Origin of the sequence: Clostridium sp. MSJ-8 (assembly GCF_018918325.1) — a bacterium.
Taxonomy (GTDB): domain Bacteria; phylum Bacillota; class Clostridia; order Clostridiales; family Clostridiaceae; genus Clostridium.
Map to the genome: position 1 here is coordinate 66263 of NZ_JAHLQH010000053.1, position 20902 is coordinate 87164.

Sequence of the window (20902 nt, forward strand, 5' to 3'; positions counted from 1 at the left end):
AGGAAAAGTTATGATAAATAAAGATAGTAAATTAAAGAAGATATTAAAAGGAACAGCTGCATTAGCTGTAGTTGCAGGAATAACTATAGGAGCTACTTATGCTTTCTTAAGTGATAAGACAGAAGAGAAAGTAAATACATTTAAAGCATCATCAGATATAGAATTAGAATTAACAGAACCTAATTGGGATCAAACAGGAGAAGCTAGTCACTTTGCGCCAGGTTCAGAAATTCCTAAGGACCCAACAGTTACTGTTCCAGAATCAAGTTCACAAGATGAATATGTTGCAGCAACAGTTAAATATTATGTTGATTTAAATGGTGATAAGAAATATACAGCTAATGAAGAAATAAGCTATGATGAATTCACATCAACTTATGCAACAATATCAGGATATAACACAACAGATTGGACTCCAAATGCAGATAAATCAATTTATTATTTTGGTACTTCTGCAACAGATCCACAAGGATTAAATGTATTTAAGAAGGGAAATGACTCTGTAATATTTGAAAAAGTAACAGTTAATAAGAATATTCCAACTTATACTGAAGATACAACAGCATATAAAAAGGGAACTCCAATTGCATTTAGAATAGATGTTAAAGCATATGGTGTACAAGATAGTTTAACAAAGGATCAAGGATATCAAGCATTAAACTTAATGATAGAAGGAAAAGATCCAAACTCAGTTATAAAATAATATGAATTCCTTAAAGATAAATGATTAACTATTGCAGGAAGTGGGGTGAGTTAAGTGAGTTTAAAAAAGAAGATATGTGTGGCAATATTATCAATATGTCTAGTGGGAATGATAACAATTGGAACTACTTATGCAATATTTTTTGCAAAGATTTCAACTACTAATGTTATAACAATAGGTAATATAGATATTGAGCTTATAGATATTTATACAAGACCTGATAGTGTAGCACCTGGAGAAACAGTTTCTAAGATTGTATCCGCTAAGAATGTGGGTGACAATGATGCTTATGTAAGAATAAAATTAAAAAAGACATGGACAAAGGATAATAAAGTTTTAGAAGACTTAAGCACTGATGATATACAAATTAATTTTCCTAATCCTCAAGATTGGATAGATGGAGGAGATGGTTATTATTATTACCAGAAGCCATTGGCACCTGGGGAAACAGCTCCAGACTTATTAGATTCATTTAAGCTATCTCTTAATTATACAGATAAGGGAATAGAAGATCTTGAAGGTAATATAATTGTTAGTGCAGAAGCTATTCAATCTAAGAATTTTACTCCTACTGTTAATGATAATGGAATGATAACAGGATGGGGAGATGTAGTTATATCAGAAAAGAAGAATGGTGATGCTGAAAAACAAGTATCATCTGATGAAGAAAGTAATGTATCATTCTTGAATGAAGCTGATAAGTTCATTACACTTCCAGGAGAAGATTTATTCTTAAACTTTAAAGGATTAATGCCAGGAGACGACGCAGAACAAAAAATTAAGGTATCTAATAAGGATAAAGAGGATATATATTTATATATGTATGCTGATCAAACTTCATTAGAGAAATTCAATTCAGAATCAGATAAAGATATATCTGATCAATTGATTAACGCATGTACAATAACAGTTACAGCAAATCATAAAGATGGAACATCAGAAGTTATATATGAAGGACCAGTTAAGGGACAAAGTACAGAGTACGATATGACTGTAGAAGATTCAATTTTCTTAGGTAAATATAAACAAGATGAAGAAGATACATTAGATATTAAATTACATGTTCCAGAAGAGTGGGATGTTGGAAATGTTGAAGGAAAGATAGATTGGATATTTGATTGTGTAAAACTTGATGATTCAGAAGTACCAGATATACCAAAGACAGATGATCCTAAGGAACCAAATAAACCAAATGATTCTAATACACCACCAAGTAATTCAGAGGATACATCTAAGACATTACAGTTATTTGATGCAGCTGTTAAACAGTTGAAGACAGGAGATACTTCTGCTAAGGTATTTACAACATTTGCAATAATAGCAATATTATCTGCAGGAGCAATAGTAGTTATATCAATAAAGGAAAGAAAACAAAAAAATCAATAAAATTACTAAAAAAACAATGTAGTTAAGCTACATTGTTTTTTTAGTTAAATAAAATATATTTATTACTACATTAACAAAGGTTAATTTTTATTAATACCTATCATATCTAAATTAGAAGCACCTGGAGATACCATAGGATATACATTATCGTTAGAATCAACAGGTATAGTTATTACGCATGGTCCTGGTGTTTTTAATATTTCTTCAAGATTTGTATTTGCATCTAATTTATATCCTTGTATTCCAAACCCTTTTGCTATTTGTGTAAAGTCAGGGTTAGTAATAAAACTAGATGCTATAAAGTGGCTATTATAGAATAATTCTTGTTGTTGTTTTACTAGTCCAAGTCTCTCATTAACAAATATAAAAAGTTTGATATTAAGATTATAGTCTGCGCAAGTTGCAAGTTCTTGAATATTCATAAGTATAGATCCATCACCACTAAAGCAAAGAATGGTTTTATTAGGATTAACTAATGCGGCACCTATTGCTGCAGGAAGTCCAAATCCCATAGTTCCAAGTCCGCCAGAAGTAAGAAGAGTTCTAGGTTTATTAATAGGATAATGTTGAGCAACCCACATTTGATGTTGACCAACATCTGTTGTTATTATTGAATCTTTAGGAACTATAGAAGAAACTTTTTTTATTACATTAACTGCATGTAATGGATCATTGAATTTTTGATATGAATATTTTGATTTCATATTTTCAATATAATCAATCCAATCATTTCTATCAACATATTCAACATATGGCATAGCCTCTTCTAGAAAATATTTTACAGAAGTAGATAATTCCATATTTGAATTTCTCAATTTATTTATTTCTGAAGGATCTATATCAACATGGATAATTGTTGCATCAGGACAGAATGATTGAATATTTCCAGTAGCTCTATCATCAAATCTTACACCTAATGCTAATATTAAATCTGCTTCATTCATTATATAATTTGTATATGGTGCACCATGCATTCCTAACATTCCTAAATTTAACTTGTAGTCCGAAGGAACAGCTCCTAATCCCATAAGAGTAAGGGCAACAGGAATATTACTTTTTTCTGAGAATTCTTTTAATTGTGATGCAGCATTTCCAAGTATTATGCCTCCACCTGCATATATAACAGGTTTACTAGAATTATTTAAAAGTTTACATATATTTTTTATATCAGATATATCTATAGATTCAATTTTTGATTCTTCTGAAGAAACATCAGGCAAAGAATCTACATCAATAATTTCAGTTTGTATATTCTTCGGTATATCTATAAGAACAGGGCCTGGTCTGCCACTTGCAGCAATTCGAAAAGCTTCTGGAATAACAGTGAATAATTCATGTACATCTCTAATTAGATAATTATGTTTACATATTGGTAGTGAAAGACCAAATGTATCTACTTCTTGGAATGCATCTGTTCCTATTGCAGAAAGAGGAACTTGACCTGTTATTGCTACTAATGGAATAGAATCTAATTTGGCATCAGCTATTCCAGTAAGTAAATTAGTTACTCCAGGGCCTGAAGTTGCAAAACATACACCTACACTATTAGTAGAACGAGATATTCCTTGTGCAATAAAAGCTGCTCCTTGTTCATGCCTAGCTAGAATATGCTTTATATTACTTTTGGATAGTGCATCATATATTGGCAAATTAAATCCTCCAGGAATTCCAGCAATGTATTTCACATTTTCTGCTTCTAAAAGTTTAATAACTATTTCAGCACCTGATAATTTCATAATAAAACCTCCCTAAAAACAATACAAAATTGTGATTAGAAAAAAACGTCCTATACAAAAATATAGGACGAAGAGAAAACTCCTAATCGCAGTATATACTATATTTGTCTATACATATATTATATGTTAATTGTAGTATATAATCAATAATAGAAAATTATGTGCGCATTTTGAATTCATGCTTGCAGCGCTTACATGTAACTATTATTTTTTTCTTGCCACGAGGAAGTCTTAGTTTTTGATTGCAATTAGGACATCTAACTATTTTATATTTAAATTTATCCTTTATTAATATTCCTGCTTTTTTGAAAGCAATAGTAATGTTGTATAAACTAGAATTAGGAATATTAGGTAGACGTTTATTAAATCTAAATAGTATTTTGTTATTTACAAAATTAGTAAATTTATTTAATTCATTATATCTTTTGTAAGTATTTTTTGAAAATGCACGAAAAAGAACATATATCATTAATAATGCACTTATAATTCTAGTGTAAGGAAATATATTCAATATGCAGCATAGAATTAATAAAAAAATAGAAAGTAAATCAAAACCATATGTGTTGTATAAAAATTTCATAATCATAGCCTCCTAAAAATATTTTAGCATAAAAATAAAAGATATTTATTAAGAAAAAATTTTTTTATGGAGAATGAATTATGATATTATATATATGTGGAAATAAATGAGAGTGAGGGTGGTTGAGATGGTAAATGGAACAATAATGCAATACTTTGAATGGTATCTGCCAAATGATTCTACCTTATGGAGAAAAGTAAAAAAGGAAGCCAAAAATCTAAAGAATATTGGAATAACGGCAGTATGGTTACCTCCAGCATATAAGGGAAGTGAAGGAGTTAATGATGTTGGGTATACAGTTTATGACTTATATGATTTAGGAGAATTTGATCAAAAAGGTTCTATACCTACAAAGTATGGTAGTAAAGATGAATACATAGCTGCAATAAAGGAATTAAAAGAACAAGGAATAGACATATATGCTGATGTTTCATTAGATCATAAGATGGGAGCGGATGAAACAGAGATGGTATTAGCTTTTGAAGATGATCCTAATAATAGGAATATACAAATATCATCTCGTGAACTTATAGAAGCATGGACTAAGTTTACATTTCCAGGAAGGAATAATAAATATTCTAGTTTCAAATGGAATTGGACTCATTTTGATGGAGTAGATTGGGACGAAAAAAGTAAAAGGAATTCTTTATTTAAATTTGAAAGTAAAGATTGGAATACTGGTGTAGATTTAGAATTTGGTAATTTTGATTACCTTATGGGAGCTGATATAGATACAAGTAATGAAGAAGTAATTGAAGAAGTAGGCAAATGGGGAAAGTGGTATGTAGATTTAACTGATGTTGATGGCTTTAGATTAGATGCTGCTAAGCATATAAGCTATAATTTTTTAGTGGATTGGATAGAGAAACTTAGAAAAGAAACTGGGAAAGAACTATTTACAGTAGCTGAATATTGGAATGCAGATACTAACATATTAAATAAGTATTTAGATACTATAAGTGAAACTTTTTCTTTATTTGATGTTCCTCTTCATTATCATTTCTTTGATGCATCTAAGCAGAAAGATAGATATGATTTAAGAAATATATTCAAAAATACGGTTGTAGAAAGTCATCCAATAAATGCAGTAACTTTTGTTGATAATCATGATACTCAACCTGGACAAGCGTTAGAATCGTGGATAGAACCATGGTTTAAGCCTTTAGCTTATTCATTAATATTATTAAGAGAAAGTGGGTATCCTTGCGTATTTTATGGCGATTATTATGGAATATCACATAATAATATTGGTTCTATAAAGAATATAATAGATATTATAATGGAAATAAGAACGAAAAATTCTTATGGAAAACAGATTGATTATTTTGATAATCCTAATATTATAGGATGGACGCGAGAAGGCATAGACGGAAGAAATGGAGTAGCAGTAGTTATGTCTAATAATTATGATGGAGAAAAATATATGAGCATAGGTAAACAATATGCAGGTGTAGCATTTAAGGACGTAACCCAAAATATAGAAGATAATATTATAATTGATGATAATGGTTTCGGTATTTTTAAGACAAGAGGACAAAAAGTAAGTATATGGGTTGAAGCATAAAGATTAATATTATATTTCCTAATGATTAGTATCAATATTATGTGTTTTCATAAATTATATAATTTCATTAAGTATTTCTAAATGTAAAAAAATTAAGGTAGCTAAATGTTGTAAATTCACTAAAGTTTAAATAGTACAAAATTTTAAATGCTAACTTAATTTTTTTACTCTATAAATAAGTTTAATAATTTTTATTTTTGCATCTATAGAATACTATTGCACCTATTACTATAGTTATAAATATAGCAAAATACAAAAATATAATTGGGTTTGATAAACTACCAGTTAAAACTATAATAGATCCAATAATAGCCATAATAGGATTAAACTTGCCTTTAAAGAATCCCTTAATTGTACCTCTAAATGATAATTTTATAACTTGAATATATAGAACTATATATACTATGTAACTAAATATTACAGCTATTTCAGATACATCGGAATTAGGTAATAAATCAAATTTAATTGATATGTAGTGTACAAAGGTCCATATAATTGTCATTATAAAACTAAAAAATGTTGAATGAATAGATAATCCGTATTTTTCATTAGTAGTAGAATAAATATTTGAAAAAGGAATCATATTCTTTGTGCCTAATATATGAGGCATTCTTATAGAACCAAGGATTATCCCATTTAATGTTCCTAGAACAGATATAATAACAAATATTAGGATTATTTTAGAACCAAAACTACCTAATAGATTATTAGCAGCATAGGATACATGAGCATCACCTAGAGCCATAATATTTTCTGGACCTACGTACATACTTATACCTACAAAATAAGCAATATATATAATAAGTATAGAAATAGGAGCTATAATAAGTGCAATAGGTAGATTTTTTTTAGGATTTTCTATTTCATCACTTATAGAAGTGGATACAATCCAACCATCAAATGCAAAGGCAACAGGAGCAATAGCTGTTAACCAACTATATGATTTAATATGAGCTATGTCTGCAAGTTCTATACTTGAATAATCTCCATAGATTACACCAAATATTGCTATAAGAAAAAGAGGTAGTAGTTTAATGACTGTAGATAGGTTTTGAAGAATTCCTCCTAATTTTGATGAGAGATAATTAATTGAAAAATCAATAGCTAATATTATTATGGATAAAAGTATTTGACCTTCTAGAGATAATTCTACATTAAATAATTGACATAAATATATTACTGATACCCAAGAAACAACAGAGAGTAGTGTGGGATAATATAGTAAAGATAAAAACCAACCAATAGCACATGCAATAGAATGATATGAGTGTTCTTCTATGTATCCTATGATTCCTCCTGAATTATTACTACGCGATGCAAGTTCAGCTATACTTAAACCTCCAAATATTATACATATAGCAGCTATGCAGAAAATAAGTACTCCCAAAGTAATACTTCCATCAGTTGCAACTAGTATATTGTCGCTTTTGAAGAAAATTCCAGATCCAATAACAATACCTACAATCATCCCAATGGTAGTAAATAAGTTATATTTAACTTTCGACAAGATAATCCATCCTTTCGTATTTATATTTAATATAATTATAAATATATCATAAAAAAGAAAAAAGGACTACTTTCACATTAATAAAATATTAATAAAATATAATATAATATATATAAGTTTTGATTTACTTATATAGTATAATTAATGTATATAGAGAATGAGGAGGTATTTTGTATGAGAATAGCTAAGATTATTGAAGAAAAGAAAAAAGCTCAAAAAAGAAAGGAAAGGAAAAAGGTAGCAAAAGTAGCAGGAACTACAGCAGTTATAGGAGCTACTGTTGGAGCGTTAACAGGAGTACTTACAGCTCCTAAGTCTGGTAAAGAGACAAGAGAAGATTTAGCTAAAGTAGCTAAGAAAACAAAAGAAGGAGCAAAAGAAAAAGGTAAAGAAATAAAGGACAATGTTTCTAATAAAGTAGAACAAGGTAAAAGTAATTTAGGGGAAGCTAAAGAAAAAATATCTGAATATTTAGCAAGTAAAAAAAATAAAGAAATTCAAAATGAAGAAGTAGAAGAAACATCTACAGAGGAAATTGAAGAAGAGTAATTAAGGTGGTAAGGTAAATATGTATATCTCTGTTTCAGATTTATTATGGGGAATATTCTGGATACTTATAGCAGTAGCTGTAGTTATATTGATTATTGCCTTGATAAAAATAATAAAATTAGTAGGAAATATAAATAGTTTAATAGAAGATAATAAAAAAAATGTAGACAAGTTATGTCGGGATCTTCCCACAATCTCTAATAATGTTAGTGAGATAACTGACAATATTAAAGATGTAAGTGAGGTAGTAACAGAGACTACAGCAGATGTGTTAGTTGCTAAAGACAAAGTATCTGATACTATTACAACAGTAAAAGATATAGTAAGTATTGTAAAAGATATTTTCTTTAAGTAAAAAACTATTTTTTAAGTGGTTGAAAAACCACTTTTTTTTATAAGATTAATATGTATAATAGTTAGTATAGTTTATAAATGAGGTGATATAGTAATGATAAAACATATTGTATTATGGAAAGTAAAAGAATTACACGAAGGAAAAGATAAAAAATTTATTACAAAAAAAATGAAAGATGATTTAGAAGGATTAGTAGGACAAATTGATGTGATAAAATCATTAAACGTGGGTATAGACATATCTGGAAATGACAATAATTATGATGTATGCTTAGTTTCAGAATTTAATGATATGAATGATCTTAAGGCATATGCTACAGATCCAAGACATCTAGAAGTAGGAAAGTACATTAAGGAAGTAGCTATTAGTAGAGTAGCAACAGACTTTGAAATTTAGGTGATTAAAGTGGGGGTTATTCAGAGTTTTGATTTTAGTATATTAGATTATATAAGAGAGAATTTGTCAAATTCACTTTTAGATAATGTTATGCCGCTTTTTACTCATTTGGGGGATGCAGGTATTATATGGATAATAATTACTGTGTATTTATTGATTATAAAGAAATATAGAAAATATGGTGTGATAATGTTACTAGCGCTTGGTTTAGATGTACTAGTGTGTAATGTATTACTTAAGGAACTTGTAGGAAGAGCAAGACCTTTTGAAGTTAGACCATATATAGATATTATAATTAATAAACCTAAAGATCCATCGTTTCCATCAGGCCATACAGCAATTGCATTTGCAGCAGCATCAGTATTATGTTACATGGATAGAAGAACAGGAATATTTGCAATAATTATTGCAAGCATCATTGCTTTTTCTAGATTATATTTATATGTACATTATCCTACCGATGTATTAGCAGGCATAATTGTAGGTATATTATGTGGAGTTGTAGCTATAAAGATATATAAGAAATTTATAGGCAAGATATAATTACATAGTTCTATGGAAACTGTTGCTATCTTTTTTAGATGGTAGCAGTTTCTATGATATCAAAATAAGTTAGGGGAGTTTATTTATGAAAGTTAATTGGAATTCTAAATATACAACAATTTCAGTTTATTGCTTCTTGGTTGTAAGTTGTATAATAATTTTCTATCTGTCATTATCACAAATAGATGTTGTTTATGCTAAGGTACAAGAAGGAATAGGTGTCTTACAACCATTTTTTATAGGTATAGTTATAGCATATTTATTAAATTTTATAGTTAAATTTTTAGAAGAAGTAGCCATAAAAAATAAATATATATCAAAAGTTATAAAAAAACCTAAGAGATGGCTTAGCCTATTTATTGCATATAGTATAGCAGTATTTCTAGTAGCATTATTTATTAGATTTGTATTACCTCAGCTTATAGATAGTATAGTAGGACTTATAAATGATATACCGAGATATATAGATAGTAGTAATGAATTAATAAGTAAAGCATATAAGAAATTAGATTTAAGTCCTAGAAATCAACAATTGATTAATTCAAATATTAATAAGCTAATTGATTATATTATAAAAACAGCTACAGGATTACTTCCTATACTAGGTAATTTATTTAAAACATTAGCATCAAGTGTTTGGAACATTGTTATAGGATTAATAGTTTCAATATATTTACTTATGGAAAAAGAAAAATTCATAGCACTTAGTAGAAAGGTTACTTATGGCATTATGCCAGTTAAAGCAGCAGAAAAGATAAATGAAGTAGCACATAGAAGTAATGATGTATTTGGAAAGTTTTTAACAGGAAAAATCTTTGATTCTTTTATAATAGGGATTTTAACTTTTATTATTTTGGCAATATTTAAAATGCCATATACAACACTAGTATCAGTAATAGTAGGTTGTACCAACATAATACCGTTTTTTGGGCCTTTTATAGGTGCAATACCATCATTTTTAATTATAATGTTTGTTGATCCAATAAAAGCAATATGGTTTTTAGTAATAATTCTTATAATTCAACAATTAGATGGAAATATAATAGGGCCTAAGATCCTTGGAAATTCTATAGGTATTTCAGCATTTTGGATACTATTTGCAATAATGGTTGCTGGAAAGTTTTTAGGACTTGTTGGAATGGTAATAGGTGTACCTATATTTGCTGTTTTTTATACATTGATAAAAGAGTTTATTGAAGAAAGACTTAAGAAAAAAGGGTTAAAGGTAGAGACCAAAGATTATATGTGAGAGGATGGAGAAAATGAAAATATTTAGAGATCCTAAAAATAAATCAAATTTCTTATTGGCAACATATATAGTTATTTTGGCATATATATTTTTGAATTTAGATAAGATAGGAAAATTATTATTAAATGTAGTTTCGGTTATTAAACCATTTTTAATAGGTGGAGCAATTGCTTTTGTTTTGAATATATTAATGAAAATATATGAGGAAAAAGTATTTAAGAAATTGTTTGATAAATGCAAAAAATTTGATTTGTCAAGATTAACAAGGATAGTTTCATTAATAGCTACTATAATCACTATAATGGCTATAATAATATCAATAATGTTCTTCGTTGTTCCGCAATTAATAGAAAGTGGTAAAACATTAGGCAACAATATACCTACTTACTTAGAATCATTAGAGGAAATGGTAGGAAAATATTATAAGAATACTAATCTTATAAAAAATATATATACACAATTAATAGCAGCTGGAAAGGAAATAATTAAAGTAGCAGGAACACTTACAAGTTCTATAGTTGGCCAGGTTGTAGACATAACAGTTGGAATAACATCTACTATAACTACAGCAGTAATTGCACTTATAGTGTCTATATATATACTACTTAGCAAGGAGAGATTAGGTAATCAAGCTAAAAAGATAATATATGCAGTTTTTAATGAAAAGGTAGCTGATAAAACAATAAAATTATCTCAATTATGTTATGAAAAATTTAGTAAGTTTGTAGGTGGGCAATGTTTAGAAGCATTGATATTAGGGATACTATGTTTCATATCTATGAGTATATTTAGGATGCCATATCCATTACTTATTAGTACATTGATATGCATAACGGCACTTGTCCCTATAGTTGGAGCATTTATAGGGGTTATTCCTTCAGCATTTATAATATTAATGGTAGATCCTATTCAAGCAATATGGTTTATTATACTTATCATTGTAATTCAGCAAATAGAAGGACATGTTATATATCCTTTTGTTGTTGGAAGTTCAATAGGATTATCTGCATTATGGGTTCTTTTTGCAATAACAGTAGGAGGAAAGTTATTTGGAATTATTGGAATGCTTATAGGAGTTCCATTGTTTGGAGTTATATATACATTGATAGGATACTTTACAAACAAAAGGTTAAATAAGAAACGAATAAAAGTTGAAAATGGTATTGTGAGTAAGATTGCTAATAATAATAGTACAAAAAATGACAATAAAAAATAATATAGAATAAAAAATAAATGCCTGAATATAAATATAAAGGCATTTATTTTTTTGCTTTAAATGGGAAATTGTGTTGGATTTCAATCGTTTTACAAGTGTTATTAAGCTATTTTTGTATATATTTGAATGTAAATAGGAGGCAAAAATTATGATTAAAGATATTGTTGACTTACAAAATAATATAGAGAAAGTAAAGAAGGCACAAATAATATATTCAAACTATACTCAAGAAAAAGTAGATAAAATATTTAAAGCAGCTGCTAAGGCAGCTAATAATTCAAGAATATATTTAGCTAAAATGGCACAGGAAGAAACTAAAATGGGAATAATAGAAGATAAAGTTATAAAAAATCATTTTGCTGCAGAATATATATATAATAAATACAAAGATATGAAAACATGTGATGTAATAGAATATGATGCGACCTTTGGTATAAAGAAGATAGCAGAACCTATAGGAATAATTGCAGGAATTATTCCTACAACTAACCCAACCTCAACTACTATATTTAAAATATTAATTGCCTTAAAGACTAGAAATGGAATAATTATAAGTCCTCATCCTAAAGCTAAAAAATCAACAATAGAAGCAGCAAGAATTATATTAGAAGCAGCAATAAAAAATGGTGCTCCAGAAAATATAATTGATTGGATAGATGAACCTTCTATTGAGTTATCTAATATATTGATGCAACAATCAGATATAATACTTGCAACAGGTGGACCAGCTATGGTAAAGGCTGCATATTCTTCGGGAAAACCAGCTATAGGAGTTGGTTCGGGAAATACACCAGCAATAATAGATGAAACTGCAGATATAAAAATGGCAGTTAATTCTATATTGTTATCTAAAACCTTTGATAATGGTATGATATGCGCTTCAGAACAAAGTGTAATAGTTTTAAATTCAATTTATAATAATGTGATTAATGAGTTTAAAGAAAGAGGAGCATATATATTAAGTGCAATAGAAATTGATAAGGTGAGAAAAATTATGTTAAATGCAGATTATAGTGTTAATCCTAATATAGTAGGACAATCTGCTTATAAGATAGCGTGTATTGCAGGAATTGATGTTCCTATAAATACAAAAGTATTGATAGGAGAAGTAGAATTAATTAAAGAATCAGAACCATTTGCACATGAAAAGTTATCACCAATATTAGCAATGTATAGGTGTGATAATTATGAAATGGCAATAACTAAAGCAGAACAATTAATAAAGATAGGAGGAATGGGACATACATCAATATTATATACTAATCAATTAAATAGAAGAGAATTGATAGATAAGTTTGCTTCGAGGATGAAGACTGGAAGAATACTTATAAATATGCCTGCATCTCAAGGGGCAATTGGAGATTTATATAATTTTAAATTAGAACCATCTCTAACATTAGGATGTGGTTCATGGGGAGGAAATTCAGTATCTGAGAATGTTGGACCTAAACATTTGATCAATATAAAGAATGTTGCTGAAAGAAGAGAAAATATGTTGTGGTTTAGAACTCCTAATAAAATATATTTTAAATATGGATCACTACCAATTGCATTAAAGGAATTAAGAGAAAAGAATAAGAAAAAAGCTTTTATAGTAACTGATAATGAATTATCAAAGCTAGGATATCCTAAAAAGGTTACAAATGTATTAGAATATTTAAATATTGATTATCGAATATTTGATTCTGTGCAACCGGATCCTAAATTATCAATAGTAAAAGAAGGAGTTAAAGTTATGTCACTTTATGAACCTGATGTTATTATAGCATTAGGTGGAGGGTCTCCTATAGATGCAGCAAAGATCATGTGGGTTATGTATGAAAATCCAAATATTAAATTTGAAGATTTATCAATGAGGTTTATGGATATAAGAAAGAGAATATATAAGTTCCCTAATATGGGTGCAATTGCAGAGTTTGTTGCTATACCGACTTCGGCAGGAACTGGTTCAGAAGTAACTCCATTTGCAGTTATAACTGATGATGAATCGGGTATGAAATACCCAATAGCAGATTATGAATTAATGCCTAATATGGCAATAGTTGATGCAGAGCTTATGATGAATATGCCAAAGGGTCTTACTGCATGTTCAGGATTTGATGTATTAGTTCATGCTATTGAAGCTTATGTATCTACTATGGCTTCAGATTATACTAATGGACTTTCATTACAAGCTATAGAATTGGTATTTAAATATCTACCATTAGCATATAGTGAAGGTAACAGTAATATAGAAGCTAGGGAAAAGATGGCACATGCATCATGCATTGCTGGATTAGCATTTTCAAATGCCTTCTTAGGATTATGTCATTCAATGGCCCATAAACTAGGAGCATTTCATCACATTCCGCATGGAATGGCAAATGCATTGGTACTTAATGAAGTTATAAAATTTAATGCTAGTAATAATCCAACAAAACAAGCAGCTTTTCCACAATATGTATACCCTGATTCTTTAAGAAGATATGCACAAATAGCTGATTATTTAGACTTAGGGGGAAATAATTGTGAAGAAAAAATAGAACTTTTAGTTAATGAGATAGAATTATTAAAAGAAAAGATTAATATGCCTAAGAATATAAAGGAAGTGGGAATAGAAGAAGAAATTTTTTATTCAACATTAGATGATATGGCGGAGCAAGCTTTTGACGATCAATGTACACTATCGAATCCAAGATATCCATTGATAAGTGAAATAAAGGATTTATATATTAATTCTTATCAATAAAAAATATAAGAATTAAAATGCAAAAAACAATATTTTGAAAAATACATATATAAGTGTATTTAAGTCAATAATATTGTTTTTGCGATAAAAATATATTCTCTTTATTTTCTCCACATTATTATAGCATCTTCTTTATTGTCAGGATAATAATGTTTGCGAAGACCTTCTTCTTTAAAACCGAATTTTTTATATAGGTTTTGAGCAATTACATTAGAAGAACGTACTTCTAATGTAAGGGAATTAATAAACCACTTTTCTGAGTTATTTATTAATGACTCAACTAATTTGCTACCAATACCACAACCTCTGAATTTTGGATGTACTGCAATATTTGTTATGTGACCTTCATCATAAATAGTCCATAATCCAGCAAAGCCAATTACTTTATTATCAACTGAAGCAACAAGATATTTAGCAAGTGGATTAGTAATTTCATTTTTGAAGGAATCTTTACTCCATGTTTCTTTTAAACTTAATGTACTAACTTCTAGTACATCATCAATATCTTTTTCAGTCATAGGATTAAGAGTTACGTTCATTTAATGATAGCCTTCTTTCTAATTCACGTTCTGCTTGAGGTTTCTTTAAATAAACAGGTGCAGAATTTGGATCATCATAAATATTGTTTTTAAGGAGTTGCAATCCTAATTCACCTATGGAAGAAGCTCTAACAATAGATAAATGATTAGGTGCAAATCTAGCATTAGGAATGTTATCTATAATAAAGTCTTTATGTTTAGAAACTGCATCTCCAGTAAATATAACTGGAGAATCTTGTTTTAGTAAGAAATTGCAAAGTTCATCTATATTCATAGAAGTAGGCTCTAGTATAGGGGTTATACTAGAGTTAATATATGAATATACACCAGTATATACGTTATCTCTTAATGCATCCATAATAGGACAAATTAAACCATCAAATGAATTAAGACTAAAAGCTAAAGCATCTAAGGATGAAATACTTATATAAGGTTTGTTTGAACCAAAACTTAAACCTTTTACTGTTGCCATTCCTATTCTAAGACCTGTAAAAGAACCGGGACCTTTAGATACTACATAACCATCTATATCATCTATTGTAAGATTACAATCATTTAATAAATCTTCAATCATAGGCATAAGGACAACTGAATGTTCTCTCTTATTATTTAATACGTATTCTCCAAGTAAATCTGTATCATTTAATATAGCAACAGTAGCTACTTTAGATGAAGAATCTATACTTAAAACGTTCATTATATCAACTCCTCAATGTAATTAAATCTTTTACCGTATGGTGTTATAGTAATTTTTCTGTAATTCTCAGATTGTGTTAAATCCTTCTCAATATGAATGTGTAAGAAATCTTTTGGTAGGATATCTTCTATATAGTTTGCCCATTCAATGACAGAAACAGCATCTGAGAATATGTAATCATCAAATCCAATATTATATACTTCATCAGGATCACTTACTCTATATACATCAAAATGATTAAGTTTTAGTCGTCCACTAGTATATTCGTTAACAATGGTAAATGTGGGACTAGTTATAATATCAGAAATATTTAATCCTTTAGCTATACCTTTGGTAATATGAGTTTTTCCAGTTCCTAAATCGCCAGTCAGACATATTACATCTCCAGCATTAACAAGTTTACCTAATTTTATTCCTAGATTAGTAGTTTCTTCTATATTATTAACAATAAAAAACATATTAATACACCTTTCAAAAAAATATATACATATTATATTGTAATCAATCAAAGAAAAAAATGAAAGAGAATAAAATTAATATTTTATACATTGAAAAAAAATTTACAAAGTAGTAAACTAAAGTTTGTATAAAAAATTTAAAAATGGAAAACATATCTGTAAAATTGGAGGATGAGTCTGTGTACAAATACAAGAAGTATGTTTTTTTATTTATGATTTTAGCACTATTCTTATTTGCAATTATACCTCATGATTCAATTGAGAATACTAGTGCAGCAGAAAATAAATGCTTAAATATATTGACAAGTAATAAAATGCAATATTACATGGTTAAGGAAATAGTTGGAGATAAACATTATATAGGATATTTATTTGATAGTGAAGAATCAGCTGAAGAATTAGAATATAATAGTAGTTTAATCAATAATGATATTGACTTATATATTTATAGTAGTAGTTATTATGAAGAACAAAATAAGCAAGTAATAAAAAAAATGAATTATTTTAGAACAGGTATGATAGATATATCTAGAGGAATAAGAATGAAAAATTATGATCTATCATCAGAAGGAATTAATCCTTATTATTGGACTGGAGATGAAGAATATAAGATATGCTTATATAACATTAAAAATGCAATTGAGGATAAAGATCCTAAGAATAGAGAATATTATGAAAGTAGATACAACAAAGCTATTTCTAACATAAAAAATGATATGATTGATGAAATAAATGATTTGAAGAAAAATTATACTTTTATTGCTGTAGATGATTATTTTGATTATTTATATGAAAGTATTGGATTAGAATGTATCAAGTGTAAATGTGAAGAGGTTGATAAATTCATAACAGATAATAATTTATCAACAGATGATGTAATAATATTAAGAGATGCTTCTACTGAGATAGCGCCTGATAATTATGAAGTTGTTACATTACAGAAATATAATGGTGGACTTACAGTACAAGAACTATATGATAATAATATAAGAAATATATATAATAAGTTAAAAAAGTAGTTGCAGATATTACAAAAGTATAATATAATTACTTTTGTGATTAATATAGGGGTATGGCTCAATTGGTAGAGTAGTGGTCTCCAAAACCATTGGTTCTGGGTTCGAGTCCTAGTGCCCCTGCCAGAATGTTAAACCACAAGTTTTATTTTTAAAAACTTGTGGTTTTTTCTATATAGGAAATTATATAAATGAGATTTAAGTTATGAGTTATAGAAAAGATGATAAATATAATTACCACAATTAAATAAAATTCTATTAATAGTGGCACTATATATACAAGGAATAATTCAATATAATAATTATATGGAAAGATTATTTTTGGGTAGGTGTTTGAAAATTGGATAAGATGTTAAGACCAGTATGGGCAGAAATAGACTTAGATGCGTTAGCATATAATGTTAGAAATATAAAAAAGCTAATTGGAGATAAAGAAATGGTAGCGGTTGTTAAGGCTGATGCTTATGGACATGGTGCTATAGATATTGTAGAAACATTACAAAAAAATGGTGTATCTAGACTTGCAGTTGCTGTTATAACAGAAGCTATAGAATTAAGAAAGTCAGGAGTGGATATTCCTATAATGATTCTTGGGTACACACCAAGTGATTATGGTGAAGAATTAATAAAGTATGATATAGAACAAACAGTTTATGACTTAGAATATGCTAAAAGATTATCAGAAATTGCTGAGAAACTTAATAAAAAGGCTAAGATACATATTGCTGTAGATACAGGAATGGGTAGGATAGGATTTTATCCTAATGAGAAAAGTGTAGAAGATGTAGTGGAGATAAGTAAGCTTAATAATATAGAGATAGAAGGAATGTTTACTCATTATGCAACAGCAGATGAAGAGGATAAGACATATACTTATCATCAATTTGAACTATATAATAAATTTAATAAGAGCTTAGAAGATAAGGGAGTAATTATACCTTTTAAACATACATCTAATAGTGGAGCAATTATGGATTTACCAGAAACTTATTTAGATGGTGTAAGAGCAGGCATAATATTGTATGGTTATTATCCTTCAGATGAAGTTAATAAAGAGGTATTGCCATTAAAACCTATATTAACCTTAAAGACAAAGGTATCTCATGTGAAGAAAATGGATAAAGATATGTATGTGAGTTATGGAAGAACATTTAAAACAGAAAGAGAAAGCATTATTGCAACAATTCCTATAGGATATGCAGATGGATATTCTAGAAATTTAAGTGGCAAAGTAAAAGTAATTATAAATGGTAAGTTTGCAAAGGTTGTAGGTAGAATATGTATGGATCAATGTATGATAGATGTTACTGATATTGATGATGTAAAAGTTGGAGATGAGGTAATATTGATTGGAGAAGATAACGGCATAAAATATAATGCAGATGATATGGCTAAAGATTTAGGCACAATAAATTATGAAGTTTTATGTATGATTAAGCAAAGAATTCCTAGACTATATATTAAGAATCATAAAAAAATTAATGTAAGGAATTATATATAGATATTTTTATGATATAGATATATAATGTATATTATGTTAAGAATATACGAAAGGACGGAAAATGAATGATAGGTTTAGCAAAGGCATTAGTAATCTTTTTGATATATCTTGTGTTTAATATTGCATTAATATGTATAACTAATTTGGGAAAGGGCAAGCTAGTTAATAATACTATAAAGTTTTCAATGGTTCATATTTATCCTGTTATAGTAGCGTTATTGCTTATATATATGAAAAGTGCAAGTTTAATGAGTATAGTAAGTGCATTTTTTTATATAGCAATATCGGTTGTTTCTGTGATGATAATGAAAGCCTATTTTTTAGAAGCAAGATTACTTACATCTCTTAATATAGTTATGGTTAATATTGCTTTTTGGTATCCAGAAAAACAATTAATACTAATTATAGTTACATTAGCAATAAGCGCTTTAGGATATTTATTATTAAAATTTCTTAGAGATAAAGCAATATTATAAATTAAAGACAGGGCTTTTTAAAATATCGCCTTAACTAGGGCTATTTTAAAAAGTCCTGTCTTTATATATTTACTCTATTAGAAAACTATATAAAATTTAAATCAACTGTTTTGAAAGTCTTAAATATATTTTAATTAAATATAGCATTCCATAATTTGCTGAAGAATTTACCTATCTGAGAGAAGAAGCTTCCAATCTTAGAAAAAAAGCCTTTAGCTTCATCAGAAGATATTTTATCTTTTAAGTTATTAGATATGTCTTTTAATTGGCTTTTTATACTACTATAGTCAAGATTTAAATCATTAATTTTATTCATTAATGACTTTATTTTGTTTATAGTGTCTTCACTAAGCTTATAATTATATTTACTAATGACATCATCTACAATATTATTTACTTCATCTTCAGTTTTAGGAGATTCCTTTACAACTTTTGTTTTTATTTCATTTATTAAATTAGTTGCATCATCTTGTCCGATTTCATCACCAAGTTCTCCAGTTACAAATAATTCTTCATTTGCAGCTTCTTTATTATTTTCATCTAATTTTTCACCGTTAGAATTGTTTTCAAAACCTTTTAAGATACCTGTAAGAGCAGCAGTTCCTGAAACTTTAAATGGTGCAGCTGCAATTACCTTAGCATCTGTAATACCAGCAGTTATAAGTGCGTTTTTTATCATTCCTTCAGTTACCCATGTAAGGTTGTTAGTAGTAATATCTAAGCCACCAGAATTAGTAGGCTCAACATAAGAACAAGAGATAGATTTTGTACCAAGTTGAGCAGAAGTTGCAACTTTACCTAAAGCATCATATTCTTCTTGAGAAGTGACCTCTAATATATTAGCATCATTTTGAGTTACTTTAAAATAATCAAGCATTTGTTGCTTTTGTTCATCTGATAAATCAGCTCCTAATGTAACTGATATATAAGAATCAGCATAAACAGGTATAGGATTGAATATAGATAAAGAAAATACAAGTATTAGTAACAAATTAGATAATGCCAATAAGACATTTTTCCTTTTCATAAATATACACCTATCTTTCTATTTAGTTTTACAAATGAATTATAACATAATTAGATTTTATATAATACATATTGATTTGAAGATTATAGTTTGCAATAAAATTCTAAAATAAAATCAAAATAAGTGTTGACATTATAGTTGAAGGGTGATATCATAAAACACGTCGCTGAGGCAGATAAGTAACAACAAGAAAAAAGTTTCAAAAAAAGTTGTTGACAGATACTGAATCAAGTGATAAGATAAAGAAGTCGCTTGAGGGCGACGAAGAAAAATTGGTCTTTGAAAATTGAACAGAATAATAAATTAAGAACCAGCAATTCTTTATGAGTAAGTTTTAAATAAACTCAGAAGATGCGAGTAGTACGCGAAAACGAGGAGCGAGGAGCAGAATATGCTAGCGCATTTGAGCACCACAGCGACGAGTTGACAAAGTAATACGAAGCAAATTGTGAGTTTGAGCAATGATTAAACTTTTTATTGAGAGTTTGATCCTGGCTCAGGACGAACGCTGGCGGCGTGCCTAACACATGCAAGTCGAGCGATGAAGCTTCTTCGGAAGTGGATTAGCGGCGGACGGGTGAGTAACACGTGGGCAACCTACCTCATAGTGGGGAATAGCCTCTCGAAAGGGAGATTAATACCGCATAAGATCGTAGTTTCGCATGAAACAGCGATA

19 protein-coding genes, 1 tRNA gene and 1 rRNA gene are annotated in these 20902 nt (G+C 28.4%); 15 read left to right on the top strand and 6 right to left on the bottom strand.

All coding sequences use genetic code 11. The features are described 5' to 3' along the window. Nucleotides 1-10 precede the first annotated feature (10 nt). Together KQI77_RS12555 and KQI77_RS12560 are read left to right on the top strand one after the other, a co-directional pair. Nucleotides 11-703: a SipW-dependent-type signal peptide-containing protein gene (locus KQI77_RS12555; RefSeq protein ID WP_216390780.1), complete on the top strand. Its 693-nt coding sequence runs from the start codon at nt 11-13 to the stop codon at nt 701-703. Between the two features lie 54 nt (nt 704-757). Continuing rightward, nucleotides 758-2089, top strand: a complete 1332-nt coding sequence (locus KQI77_RS12560; protein ID WP_216390781.1) for a TasA family protein — start codon at nt 758-760, stop codon at nt 2087-2089. Nucleotides 2090-2169: 80 nt separating this feature from the next. Here KQI77_RS12560 and ilvB read toward each other — a convergent pair whose 3' ends face one another. Further along, nucleotides 2170-3825: a biosynthetic-type acetolactate synthase large subunit gene (ilvB, locus tag KQI77_RS12565; RefSeq protein WP_216390782.1), complete on the bottom strand. Its 1656-nt coding sequence runs from the start codon at nt 3823-3825 to the stop codon at nt 2170-2172. Between the two features lie 707 nt (nt 3826-4532). On the opposite strand from ilvB, the gene KQI77_RS12570 reads away from it, so the two are divergent. Beyond that, complete coding sequence (locus KQI77_RS12570; protein ID WP_216390783.1) at nt 4533-5969, top strand: alpha-amylase; 1437 nt, start codon at nt 4533-4535, stop codon at nt 5967-5969. 181 nt (nt 5970-6150) lie between these two features. On the opposite strand, the gene KQI77_RS12575 is transcribed toward KQI77_RS12570, so the two are convergent. After that, nucleotides 6151-7476, bottom strand: a complete 1326-nt coding sequence (locus KQI77_RS12575; RefSeq protein ID WP_216390784.1) for an APC family permease — start codon at nt 7474-7476, stop codon at nt 6151-6153. A gap of 174 nt (nt 7477-7650) precedes the next feature. On the opposite strand from KQI77_RS12575, the gene KQI77_RS12580 reads away from it, so the two are divergent. From KQI77_RS12580 to adhE, 7 genes are all read left to right on the top strand, one after another. After that, entirely contained in the window at nt 7651-8025 is a 375-nt protein-coding gene (locus tag KQI77_RS12580; protein WP_216390785.1) for a YtxH domain-containing protein, read from the top strand. Nucleotides 8026-8044: 19 nt separating this feature from the next. Next, nucleotides 8045-8380, top strand: a complete 336-nt coding sequence (locus tag KQI77_RS12585) for a hypothetical protein (protein ID WP_216390786.1) — start codon at nt 8045-8047, stop codon at nt 8378-8380. A 93-nt stretch (nt 8381-8473) separates the two neighbouring features. Beyond that, the gene (locus KQI77_RS12590) at nt 8474-8776 is read left to right on the top strand and encodes a Dabb family protein (protein ID WP_216390787.1); all 303 of its coding nucleotides are present in this window, start codon (nt 8474-8476) and stop codon (nt 8774-8776) included. 9 nt (nt 8777-8785) lie between these two features. Further along, nucleotides 8786-9319 carry a phosphatase PAP2 family protein gene (locus KQI77_RS12595; protein WP_367397310.1) on the top strand — a complete coding sequence of 178 codons (534 nt, stop codon included), beginning with the start codon at nt 8786-8788 and terminating at the stop codon, nt 9317-9319. A gap of 85 nt (nt 9320-9404) precedes the next feature. Continuing rightward, the gene (locus KQI77_RS12600) at nt 9405-10568 is read left to right on the top strand and encodes an AI-2E family transporter (RefSeq protein WP_216390788.1); all 1164 of its coding nucleotides are present in this window, start codon (nt 9405-9407) and stop codon (nt 10566-10568) included. 13 nt (nt 10569-10581) lie between these two features. After that, nucleotides 10582-11784 carry an AI-2E family transporter gene (locus tag KQI77_RS12605; RefSeq protein WP_216390789.1) on the top strand — a complete coding sequence of 401 codons (1203 nt, stop codon included), beginning with the start codon at nt 10582-10584 and terminating at the stop codon, nt 11782-11784. 148 nt (nt 11785-11932) lie between these two features. Continuing rightward, nucleotides 11933-14512, top strand: a complete 2580-nt coding sequence (gene adhE / locus KQI77_RS12610) for a bifunctional acetaldehyde-CoA/alcohol dehydrogenase (protein WP_216390790.1) — start codon at nt 11933-11935, stop codon at nt 14510-14512. Between the two features lie 101 nt (nt 14513-14613). Here the strand turns inward: adhE and rimI are convergent, their stop codons facing one another. From rimI to tsaE, 3 genes are read right to left on the bottom strand one after another with little or no spacing between them, the layout of a single operon-like run. Further along, the gene (gene rimI / locus KQI77_RS12615) at nt 14614-15051 is read right to left on the bottom strand and encodes a ribosomal protein S18-alanine N-acetyltransferase (protein ID WP_216390791.1); all 438 of its coding nucleotides are present in this window, start codon (nt 15049-15051) and stop codon (nt 14614-14616) included. Continuing rightward, nucleotides 15035-15748, bottom strand: a complete 714-nt coding sequence (tsaB, locus tag KQI77_RS12620; protein ID WP_216390792.1) for a tRNA (adenosine(37)-N6)-threonylcarbamoyltransferase complex dimerization subunit type 1 TsaB — start codon at nt 15746-15748, stop codon at nt 15035-15037. The genes rimI and tsaB overlap by 17 nt, the downstream gene beginning before the upstream one ends. Then, nucleotides 15748-16206, bottom strand: coding sequence for a tRNA (adenosine(37)-N6)-threonylcarbamoyltransferase complex ATPase subunit type 1 TsaE (gene tsaE, locus KQI77_RS12625; RefSeq protein ID WP_216390793.1), 459 nt, complete (start codon nt 16204-16206; stop codon nt 15748-15750). Before tsaE ends, tsaB begins: the two co-directional genes overlap by 1 nt. Before the next feature lie 179 nt (nt 16207-16385). On the opposite strand from tsaE, the gene KQI77_RS12630 reads away from it, so the two are divergent. The 4 genes from KQI77_RS12630 to KQI77_RS12645 all read left to right on the top strand — a co-directional run bounded on the left by KQI77_RS12630 (nt 16386) and on the right by KQI77_RS12645 (nt 19199). Beyond that, the gene (locus tag KQI77_RS12630) at nt 16386-17225 is read left to right on the top strand and encodes a zinc ABC transporter substrate-binding protein (protein ID WP_216390794.1); all 840 of its coding nucleotides are present in this window, start codon (nt 16386-16388) and stop codon (nt 17223-17225) included. Between the two features lie 47 nt (nt 17226-17272). Continuing rightward, nucleotides 17273-17348: transfer RNA gene (locus tag KQI77_RS12635), tRNA-Trp, on the top strand. Between the two features lie 214 nt (nt 17349-17562). Further along, the gene (gene alr, locus KQI77_RS12640; protein ID WP_216390795.1) at nt 17563-18723 is read left to right on the top strand and encodes an alanine racemase; all 1161 of its coding nucleotides are present in this window, start codon (nt 17563-17565) and stop codon (nt 18721-18723) included. Nucleotides 18724-18788: 65 nt separating this feature from the next. Further along, the gene (locus KQI77_RS12645) at nt 18789-19199 is read left to right on the top strand and encodes a hypothetical protein (protein WP_216390796.1); all 411 of its coding nucleotides are present in this window, start codon (nt 18789-18791) and stop codon (nt 19197-19199) included. 130 nt (nt 19200-19329) lie between these two features. Here KQI77_RS12645 and KQI77_RS12650 read toward each other — a convergent pair whose 3' ends face one another. After that, nucleotides 19330-20226 (bottom strand): DUF1002 domain-containing protein, encoded by an 897-nt coding sequence (locus KQI77_RS12650; protein ID WP_216390797.1) that lies wholly within the window; start codon nt 20224-20226, stop codon nt 19330-19332. A gap of 473 nt (nt 20227-20699) precedes the next feature. Between KQI77_RS12650 and KQI77_RS12655 the strand changes: the two genes are divergently transcribed. Next, nucleotides 20700-20902 (top strand): 16S ribosomal RNA (locus KQI77_RS12655); the annotation flags it as partial.